Consider the following 9,475-nt stretch of genomic DNA (forward strand, 5'->3'; position numbering starts at 1 on the left):
GTGCAGGCCGGCGGCTTGGAATCGTTGTCGTTCGGGCTGCTGGTGTCGACGATCTTGTCGGCGGCCATGTCGAAGTTGTAGTTCCCCTCCTCCCCCCCCCCCCCCCCCCCCTCCTCCCCCCCCCCCCCCCCCCCCCCCCCCCCCCGCCCCCCCCCCCCCACGCCCACCCCGCACGGGGCGGTCCGGCGAGACAGTAACCTTGTCTGAGCCTGATATGGATCGCTATCCCCCCGCCCTGTGCACAAGGAAGGTGTCTGACACCGTGGAAACCGCCGCCCGGACCGCCCCGGCAGCTGTCATCGTCGGCATCGACGGCCCGTCCGGCACGGGCAAGTCCAGCACCTCCAAGGCCGTCGCCGCCAAGCTCGGCATGCGCTACCTGGACACCGGCGCCCAGTACCGGGCGATCACCTGGTGGATGCTGAACAACGGCATCGACGTGAACGACGCCGCCGCCGTGGCCGACGCCGCCGGCAAGCCCGAGATCGTCTCCGGCACCGACCCGTCCGCGCCGACCATCACGGTCGACGGGGCGGACGCCTCGGCGCCCATCCGCACCCAGGAGGTCACCGCCGCGGTGAGCGCGGTCAGCGCCGTGCCCGAGATCCGCACCCGGATGACCGAGCTGCAGCGGGCCATCGCCGCCGGCGCCCCCGAGGGCATCGTCGTCGAGGGCCGGGACATCGGCACCACCGTCCTGCCGGACGCCGACGTCAAGATCTACCTCACCGCCTCGCCCGAGGCCCGGGCCGCCCGCCGCAGCGGCGAGCTCAAGGGCAAGGAGGCCGCCGACCTGGCCAGCACCCAGGCCGCCCTCGTCAAGCGGGACGCCGCCGACTCCGGCCGCAAGACCTCCCCGCTGGCCAAGGCCGGCGACGCCGTCGAGGTCGACACCACCGAGCTCACCCTCGAGCAGGTCATCGAATGCGTCGTCACCCTGGTCGAGGAGAAGCGGGCGGCGTGAACGCCTCCGGTGCCGCCGTCGGGCGGCGGATCGGCATCGGCCTGATGTACGGGCTGTGGAAGCCGCGCGTGCTGGGCGCCTGGCGGGTGCCCGCCGCGGGCCCCTGCATCATGGCCGTCAACCACACCCACAACATCGACGGCCCGATGCTGATGGGCACGGCGCCCCGGCCGGTGCACTTCCTGATCAAGAAGGAAGCGTTCGTGGGGCCGCTGGGCACGTTCCTGCGGGGCATCGGACAGCTGGAGGTCGACCGCGCCGGGGCCGACCGCACGGCCATCACCCGGGCGCTGGGCGTCCTGGAGCGGGGCGAGGTGCTGGGGATCTTCCCCGAGGGCACCCGGGGGGAGGGCGACTTCGCCTCGCTGCGAGCGGGCCTGGCGTACTTCGCCGTGCGGTCGGGGGCCCCGATCGTGCCGGTGGCCGTGCTGGGCAGCACGGAGCGCCGCGGCCGGCTCGTACCGGGCCTGCCGCCGCTGCGCAGCGGTGTCGACGTGGTCTTCGGCGACCCGTTCGAGGCCGGCGACGGCAGCGGCCGCCGCACCCGCACGGCGCTGGACGAGGCGACCGTGCGCGTTCAGGAGCGCCTGAGCGCGCACCTGGCCGACGCCAAGCGGCTGACCGGCCGCTGAACGAGACTTGAGTAGCGGACCGCACAGGCGGCCCGCCGATGATGAAGAAGAACGAGGACTTCATGAACGACCAGATCCACTCCGGCGACGAGCACGGTGAGCTTGGCGACGCCGAGTACGCGGAGTTCATGGAGCTCGCGGCGCTGGAGGGCTTCGACGCCGAGGAGGTCGAGGGCGCGATCGGCGAGGCCGGGCACGGCCCGCTGCCGGTGCTCGCCGTCGTCGGCCGCCCCAACGTCGGCAAGTCGACCCTCGTCAACCGCATCATCGGCCGCCGTGAGGCGGTCGTCGAGGATCGTCCGGGCGTCACCCGCGACCGGGTGACCTACGAGGCCGAGTGGGCCGGCCGCCGCTTCAAGGTCGTCGACACCGGCGGCTGGGAGCAGGACGTCCTCGGCATCGACGCGTCCGTGGCCGCGCAGGCCGAGTACGCCATCGAGGCCGCCGACGCCGTGGTCTTCGTCGTGGACGCCACCGTCGGCGCCACCGACACCGACGAGGCCGTCGTCAAGCTGCTGCGCCGCGCGGGCAAGCCCGTCGTGCTGTGCGCCAACAAGGTCGACGGTCCCTCCTCCGAGGCCGACGCCGCCATGCTGTGGTCGCTGGGCCTGGGCGAGCCGATGCCGGTCTCCGCGCTGCACGGCCGCGGCACGGGCGACATGCTCGACGAGGTCCTCAAGGCGCTGCCCGAGGCCCCGGCCCAGACCTTCGGCGCCGCGCTCGGCGGTCCGCGCCGCATCGCGCTGATCGGCCGTCCGAACGTCGGCAAGTCCTCCCTGCTGAACAAGGTCGCGGGCGAGGAGCGGGTCGTCGTCAACGAGCTGGCCGGCACCACCCGCGACCCGGTCGACGAGCTGATCGAGCTGGGCGGCACCACCTGGAAGTTCGTGGACACCGCGGGCATCCGCAAGCGCGTCCACCTCCAGGAGGGCGCCGACTACTACGCCTCCCTGCGCACCGCGGCCGCGGTGGAGAAGGCCGAGGTCGCGGTCATCCTCATCGACGCCAGCGAAACCATCAGCGTCCAGGACCAGCGCATCATCACCATGGCCGTCGAGGCCGGCCGCGCCATGGTGATCGCGTTCAACAAGTGGGACACCCTCGACGAGGAGCGCCGCTACTACCTGGAGCGGGAGATCGAGACCGAGCTCCAGCAGATCTCCTGGGCGCCGCGCGTCAACGTCTCGGCGCGTACCGGCCGGCACATGGAGAAGCTCGTCCCGGCCATCGAGACCGCGCTGGCGGGCTGGGAGACCCGGGTCCCCACCGGCCGGCTGAACGCCTTCCTCGGTGAGCTCGTCGCGGCCCACCCCCACCCGATCCGGGGCGGCAAGCAGCCGCGCATCCTCTTCGGCACCCAGGCGGGCACCAAGCCGCCGCGCTTCGTGCTCTTCGCCTCGGGCTTCCTGGAGGCGGGCTACCGCCGCTTCGTCGAGCGCCGGCTGCGCGAGGAGTTCGGCTTCGAGGGCACGCCGATCCACATCTCGGTGCGGGTGCGCGAGAAGCGCGGCCGCAAGAAGTAGGCGCACCGAGCCCCGGGCCGTCCGCGGTCCGGGGCTTTCGTCGTCAGAAGCCGCGCGGGCGGCCGTCGCGCTGGCCGGGCGGCAGGGCGGGCAGCGCGTTGCCGCGCCGTGCGCCGTAGTACGACTCCCAGACCGCGTTGTACCCCGCGGGGCCCTGGTAGGACGAGTGGCCGGCGGGGAGCTGCCCGCCGTACCCGCCCGCCAGGGGGCCGAAGGCCTTGAACCGCAGCTCCTCCTCGCCCGAGCGGTCCCCGGGCAGGGCCCGGAACGATCGGCGGTACTCGGAGCAGAGAGCATCGTAGATCGGGGTCACCGATCCGGTGTGACTCTCCGGGGAGGCGTCGCGGGATGGCCGCATGCCGGGGATGTAGTTCTGGTACGAGGTCCGGGCGGGTTCGTATGAGTACACATCCCTGCCAACGACCTCAAGGCCCGTCGGATGCGGTCCCGGACGCGAATGGCCCGCCAGGACGATCTCCGTGCAGTGCGGCCGGGGACGACCGTCGTCGCTCATGTGCCCGCCAGCGGCATGGTGGCGCCGACCAGCCGGCCGGTCGCGGCGGCCCGGTCCAGGGCCTCGCGGAGGAGGTCCTCGCGCGGCTGGGCCCCGATCGTGCCCGCCGGCGCCGCGAGGACGAGGACCCGGCCGGACTTGTTGACCGCGGCCCGCCACTCGTCGGCCACCTGCATCGGCCGGTGCGCCTGCCACCAGGCCTGCGGCGAGGCGCCGGCCGCGGGCGGCTGGAGGACCGCGTGCAGCTTGCCCAGCGCCACCAGCACCGACCAGCCCGGCAGCGGGGCCGGCAGCGTGTCGACGTCGGCCACGGGCGCGAAGCCCTGCTCGGTCAGCAGCTCCAGGAAGACGTCCACCGGGCCGGAGGTGCCGGGGCGGGCGATCGGGCCGAGCGGCTCGACGACCAGGGCCGGCACGACGTCCCCGCCGGCCAGCACCAGACCGCTGGTCACCCCGAGCTCGGCCTGCAGCGGCACCTCGGTGGCCGCGGCCTCGCCGCCGCCACCGCCACCGCCGCCCTCGCCGGTGATGGACCGTACGGCGCCCTGGAGCTGCTCCTCCGATACCGGGACGACCTGGGAGGGGATGCAGGCGGCGTGCGCGAAGGCCAGCACCGCGGTCTCGTCCCCGACGAACAGCACCGTGCTGGTCCGCTCCCGCTCGGTGTTCCCGGGGGTGCGGCAGGAGGTGCAGTCGTACAGACCCGGGGCGCTGTCGCCGCCCAGCAGGCGCTCGGCTTCTTCGTCGCCGATCTCGGCGCGTACCTCGTCGCTGACTTCGAGCATGCGCGGCACGGGGGCTCCTCGGAACTTGGGTGTCGAACTCGTGCGGGGGAGCCGGGGCATCCCGGCTCCTCAGAAGACAACGGACGATCCGGGGCCGGGGTCACGCCCGGAAAAGTTCCCCGGATCGGCTACCGATTCCTCATCGCTTGGGGAACGAGTTGGTGATCACGGCCAACCGCGCGGGCCGCGCCACGGTCTAACCTCTCAGTGGAGGCGGGCTACCGGGAATGTCCGCGGCACACCGGCTGCATGGGGACGAATGCACATCTCATTCCTGATTCACAACGCGTACGGGATCGGCGGGACGATCCGCACCACGTTCAACCTGGCGAACACCCTCGCCGAGCACCACGACGTGGAGATCGTCTCCGTCTTCCGGCACCGCGACGAGCCCGTCCTCGCCCCCGGCGGCAAGGTGCGGCTGCGCCACCTGGTGGACCTGCGCAAGGACAGCCCGGAGTACGACGGCGACGACCCCGCGTACGGGACGCCCGCCTCGGTCTTCCCCGCCACCGAGGGCCGCTACAAGCAGTACAGCGCGCTCACCGACCGGCGGATCGCCGAGCACCTGCGCGGCCTGGACAGCGACGTGGTGGTCGGGACCCGGCCCGGCCTCAACGTGCACATCGCCCAGCAGGCCCCGCGCGGTCCGGTCCGCGTCGGCCAGGAGCACCTGACGCTGAGCACCCACTCGCCGCAGCTGAAGCTCACGCTGCGCACCCACTACCCGCGGCTGGACGCGGTCACCACCGTCACCGAGGCCGACGCGCGGACCTACCGCAAGCTGATGCGGCTGCCCGGCGTGCGCGTCGAGGCGGTGCCCAACAGCGTCCCCGCGCCCGCGCTCGACCCCGCCGACGGCAGCGGGAAGTGGGTGATCGCCGCCGGCCGGCTCGCCCCCGCCAAGCGCTACGACGTCCTCATCCGCGCGTTCGAGAAGGTCGTCGCCGAGCGTCCCGACTGGCGGCTGCGGATCTACGGCGCCGGCGCCGAGCGCGCCAAGCTCCGCGCCCTGATCGACAAGCGCGGCCTCTACAACCACATCTACCTGATGGGCCCCGCCACCCCGCTGGAGCCGGAGTGGGTCAAGGGCTCCATCGGCGCCGTGACCTCCAGCCTGGAGTCGTTCGGCATGACGATCGTCGAGGCCATGCGCTGCGGCCTGCCGGTGGTCTCCACCGACTGCCCCCACGGCCCCCGCGAGATCATCGACGACGGGGTCGACGGCCTCCTCGTCCCGGTGGGCAAGACGGACGCGATCGCCGCCGGGCTGCTGAAGCTCATCAACGACGACGACCTGCGCCGGAGCATGGGCCGCAAGGCCCTGGAGAACTCCGCGCGCTTCGACCCCGGTGAGGTCGCCGGCCGCTACGAGAGCCTCTTCGCCGACCTGACGGGCCGCGGCGGGCTGCGCGGCTCGCTCCACCGCACCCGGGGCGCCCTGCTCAGCAGCGCCTTCCAGGCCAAGGACCGCAGTCGCTCCGCCCTGCGAAGGGTGCGTGCCGCATGACCCCGCCCACCGTGCCCGGCGCCGCCGGCGACGGCCTGCCCGCAGCGGCCCCCTCCCCGGGCCGTCCGACCTCCACCTCCGAGGAGTGCACCGACGTGTCTGCCCCTCCCCTGGCCTTCGCCGCGGAGAGCCCCAGCGCCGACTGCATCGCCGACTCCGCGGGCGGACTGACCTTCGACCTCGACGCCCCCGGCCACGGCACCGACGCCACGCACTGGTCCGCGGCGCTGGTGCTGCGCCGGCGGGGCACGGACGAGGAGGCGGAGGAGGTCCGGCTGCCCCTGACGCCCAACGGCGACGGCCGGCTGCGCGCGGTGCTGCCCAGCACCGTCGCGCTGCCCGAGGGGCGCTGGGACGTCCACGTCGCCTGCGGCGAGGCCCCCGCACAGCGCCTGGTGCCCGGCATCGCCGACCTGCGGTCCCTGGTCGACCGCCGGCCCGGCCCCAGCACCTCGCCGATCGCGGTCCGCATCCCGTACGCCACCAAGCACGGCAACCTCTCCCTGCGCAGCTGGCTGCGCGGCCCGCACGCCGAGGCCGGGGACCTGCGGGTGACGGACGCCGGGATAACCGGCCGGGGCACGATCCACCGCGTCGAGGACCCCGCCGCGTGGCTCGCCGGCGCGGTCGTGGAGGCCCGCTGCCGCCGGGACCCGGAGCTGGTGCGCACGGTGCCGGTGACCGCCGAGGGGCAGGACTTCTCCTTCACCCTCTCCTACGCCGAGCTGTGCGAGGAGTGGCGGGGCGGCCCGGAGGCGTGGGACCTGTGGCTGCGCGGCGGCCCGGAAGGGGAGGAGGCGGTGCGTCTCGCCCGCATCCTCGACGACGTCGCCGACAAGAAGCAGGTTTTCACCTACCCGGCGCGCGACGTCGCCGCCGCCTACGCCCCCGCCCGGGTGGGGCCGTACTACACCGTCGACAACGACCTCTCGATCCGGATCGACGAGCGGCCGCCGGTGGGCTCCTGACGCCCGGTCTCCAGGGCCGGCCCGCGGGCGGTCAGCCGGCGGGCCCGGCCGGCACCGGCGGCGTGGGCCGGCGGACCGACTCCGGGTGGTGGAGGTCGAAGGCCGGCGACTCCGAGCGGATGCGGGGGATGGCGGTGAAGTTGTGCCGGGGCGGCGGGCAGGACGTGGCCCACTCCAGGGAGCGCCCGAAGCCCCAGGGGTCGTCCGTCTCCACCGGCCTGCCGTAGCGGGCCGTCTTCCAGATGTTGTAGAAGAACGGCAGGTTGGACAGGCCGAGCAGGAACGCGCCGATGGTGGACAGGGTGTTGAGCGCGGTGAAGCCGTCGGCCGCCAGGTAGTCGGAGTAGCGCCGGGGCATGCCCTCGGCGCCCAGCCAGTGCTGGACGAGGAAGGTGAGGTGGAAGCCCGTGAAGAGGGTCCAGAAGTGCAGCTTCCCCAGCCGCTCGTCCAGCATCCGCCCGGTGAACTTCGGCCACCAGAAGTAGAAGCCGGCGAAGGTCGCGAACACCACGGTCCCGAACACCACGTAGTGGAAGTGCGCGACGACGAAGTAGGTGTCGGTGACGTGGAAGTCCAGCGGCGGGGAGGCGAGGATCACCCCGGTCAGGCCGCCGAAGAGGAAGCTCACCAGGAAGCCCGTCGCCCACAGCATGGGTGTCTCGAAGGACAGCGACCCGTGCCACATCGTGCCGATCCAGTTGAAGAACTTCACCCCGGTCGGCACCGCGATGAGGAACGACAGGAACGAGAAGAACGGCAGCAGCACCGCGCCCGTCGCGAACATGTGGTGGGCCCAGACCACCAGGGACAGGGCCGTGATGGCCATGGTCGCGCCGATCAGCATCACATAGCCGAAGATCGGCTTCCGGGAGAACACCGGGATGATCTCGGTGATGATGCCGAAGAACGGCAGCGCGATGATGTAGACCTCGGGGTGGCCGAAGAACCAGAACAGGTGCTGCCACAGCAGAGCCCCGCCCCACTGGGCCTCGAAGACCACGGCCCCGAACCGCCGGTCGGCCTCCAGGCAGAGCAGCGCCGCGGCCAGCACGGGGAAGGCCAGCAGGATGAGGATCGAGGTGAACAGCACGTTCCAGGTGAAGACGGGCATCCGGAACATCGTCATCCCGGGCGCGCGCATGCCGATGACGGTGGTGAGGAAGTTGACCGCACCGAGGATCGTGCCGAAGCCGGACAGCGCCAGACCCATGATCCACATGTCGGTGCCGATGCCGGGTGAGCGGACCATGCTGCTCAGCGGGGCGTAGCCGGTCCAGCCGAAGGTGGCGCCGCCCTGGGGCATCAGCAGGCTGCCGACGACGATGAGGCCGCCGAAGAGGTAGAGCCAGTACGCGAACATGTTCAGCCGGGGGAACGCCACGTCCGGAGCGCCGATCTGCAGCGGCATGATCGCGTTGGCGAAGCCCGCGAAGGCGGGGGTGGCGAACAGCAGCAGCATGATCGTGCCATGGGCGGTGAAGGCCTCGTTGAACCGCTCGTTGGTCAGCAGCTGGAGGCCCGGGCGGGCCAGCTCGGCGCGCATCACCATCGCGAGCAGACCGCCGACGAGGAAGAAGCCGAACGAGGTGATCAGGTAGAGGTGGCCGATCTTCTTGTGGTCGGTGGTCGTCAGCCAGTCCACGAGGATCCGGCCGGGCCCCCGCTCCCGGGCCGGGCCTGCCGCGGTGGCCTGCGCGGTGTCGGTCCCCATCCCTGCCCCCTCGCTGTCGGCTCGCACGGGCCGCCCCGCCGTGGTGCGCGTGGGAACCCTCGGGCACTCGCCATGATGCTCGCCGGGGGGCCGTCCGCGCGAGAGTGCCGTCGGAGAGAGCCGACGGAGGGTCAAACCCGGTGTGCCGGACACCTGTCCGGGGATGTCGCCCGGGCCGGTCCGGCGGCGTGCCCGGAATTTTATATTCCGCCGACTCCGGGGGCGGAAGCGGAAGCCGTGGGAATTTCCCGGTACACCGTGAGATCCCTTTTCTTGGCGGGGAATTCACCCGGAGTTCGGCACCATCGCGGGGAGTCCGGGGAAAAGCCGGGGAATTCGCTCGCACCGGGGCGCGGGCGCCTCATCGGGGGTGCGGAAAGGCACGGATGAGTGATACGGGGCCCGGCAAACCCGGCGGAGTCCACTGTGACAGAAGTGTGACCAGTGGCGGACCCGGCGGCGACGCGCGTATGCCCCGGACCCGGCGCGTGCCCGGCTTCCGCGCCCGCGCCGGACACCCCTAGGGTGGCTGTCATGGCACCTCTTCCCGGACTTCCCGCCGAGCCCGACGACGACCCCGAGGGCTACGTGGGCCTGGACGCCGACGCCGCCGCGCGGCTGGCCCGCGAGCGCGGCTGGACGACCCTGCGGGCGCTGCCGCCCGGCGCGGTCATCACCCTGGAGTACGTCGTCGGCCGGCTGAACCTCGAAGTGGCCGACGGCACGGTCCGGCGCTGCTGGAAGGGCTGAGGCCGGGCCTCGTTCGTACGCGCGGAGGGGGGGGGGGGGGGGGGGGGGGGGGGGGGGGGGGGGGGGGGGGGGGGGGGGGGGGGGGGGGGGGGGGGGGGGGGGGGGGGGGGGGGGGGGG

9 protein-coding genes are annotated in these 9,475 nt (G+C 73.0%); 6 read left to right on the forward strand and 3 right to left on the reverse strand.

Translation table 11 applies throughout. The features are described 5' to 3' along the window. Window positions 1-250: 250 nt before the first annotated feature. The 3 genes from cmk to der all read left to right on the forward strand — a co-directional run bounded on the left by cmk (window position 251) and on the right by der (window position 3,119). A complete protein-coding gene (gene cmk, locus AC07BS_RS34995; RefSeq protein ID WP_478645007.1) occupies window positions 251-964 on the forward strand; it encodes a (d)CMP kinase in 714 nt (237 codons plus the stop codon). Continuing rightward, window positions 925-1,596, forward strand: coding sequence for a lysophospholipid acyltransferase family protein (locus tag AC07BS_RS35000; protein WP_478935570.1), 672 nt, complete (start codon window positions 925-927; stop codon window positions 1,594-1,596). The genes cmk and AC07BS_RS35000 overlap by 40 nt, the downstream gene beginning before the upstream one ends. Before the next feature lie 62 nt (window positions 1,597-1,658). Further along, window positions 1,659-3,119: a ribosome biogenesis GTPase Der gene (gene der, locus AC07BS_RS35005; protein WP_478645087.1), complete on the forward strand. Its 1,461-nt coding sequence runs from the start codon at window positions 1,659-1,661 to the stop codon at window positions 3,117-3,119. Between the two features lie 43 nt (window positions 3,120-3,162). On the opposite strand, the gene AC07BS_RS35010 is transcribed toward der, so the two are convergent. Together AC07BS_RS35010 and AC07BS_RS35015 are read right to left on the reverse strand one after the other, a co-directional pair. Continuing rightward, on the reverse strand, window positions 3,163-3,432 hold the full coding sequence (locus AC07BS_RS35010) for a hypothetical protein (RefSeq protein ID WP_478935571.1): 270 nt from the start codon (window positions 3,430-3,432) through the stop codon (window positions 3,163-3,165). Window positions 3,433-3,629: 197 nt separating this feature from the next. Beyond that, complete coding sequence (locus tag AC07BS_RS35015) at window positions 3,630-4,427, reverse strand: hypothetical protein (protein ID WP_478935572.1); 798 nt, start codon at window positions 4,425-4,427, stop codon at window positions 3,630-3,632. A 250-nt stretch (window positions 4,428-4,677) separates the two neighbouring features. On the opposite strand from AC07BS_RS35015, the gene AC07BS_RS35020 reads away from it, so the two are divergent. Together AC07BS_RS35020 and AC07BS_RS35025 are read left to right on the forward strand one after the other, a co-directional pair. Next, on the forward strand, window positions 4,678-5,928 hold the full coding sequence (locus AC07BS_RS35020; protein WP_478935573.1) for a glycosyltransferase family 4 protein: 1,251 nt from the start codon (window positions 4,678-4,680) through the stop codon (window positions 5,926-5,928). After that, window positions 5,925-6,896 (forward strand): hypothetical protein, encoded by a 972-nt coding sequence (locus AC07BS_RS35025; RefSeq protein WP_478935575.1) that lies wholly within the window; start codon window positions 5,925-5,927, stop codon window positions 6,894-6,896. The genes AC07BS_RS35020 and AC07BS_RS35025 overlap by 4 nt, the downstream gene beginning before the upstream one ends. 31 nt (window positions 6,897-6,927) lie before the next feature. Here the strand turns inward: AC07BS_RS35025 and ctaD are convergent, their stop codons facing one another. Next, entirely contained in the window at window positions 6,928-8,607 is a 1,680-nt protein-coding gene (gene ctaD / locus AC07BS_RS35030) for an aa3-type cytochrome oxidase subunit I (protein WP_478644995.1), read from the reverse strand. 534 nt (window positions 8,608-9,141) lie between these two features. Here ctaD and AC07BS_RS35035 point away from each other — a divergent pair. Continuing rightward, window positions 9,142-9,357: an I78 family peptidase inhibitor gene (locus AC07BS_RS35035; RefSeq protein ID WP_478644993.1), complete on the forward strand. Its 216-nt coding sequence runs from the start codon at window positions 9,142-9,144 to the stop codon at window positions 9,355-9,357. Window positions 9,358-9,475 lie beyond the last annotated feature (118 nt).

It is taken from the genome of Streptomyces sp. NPDC044063 (genome assembly GCF_056434285.1).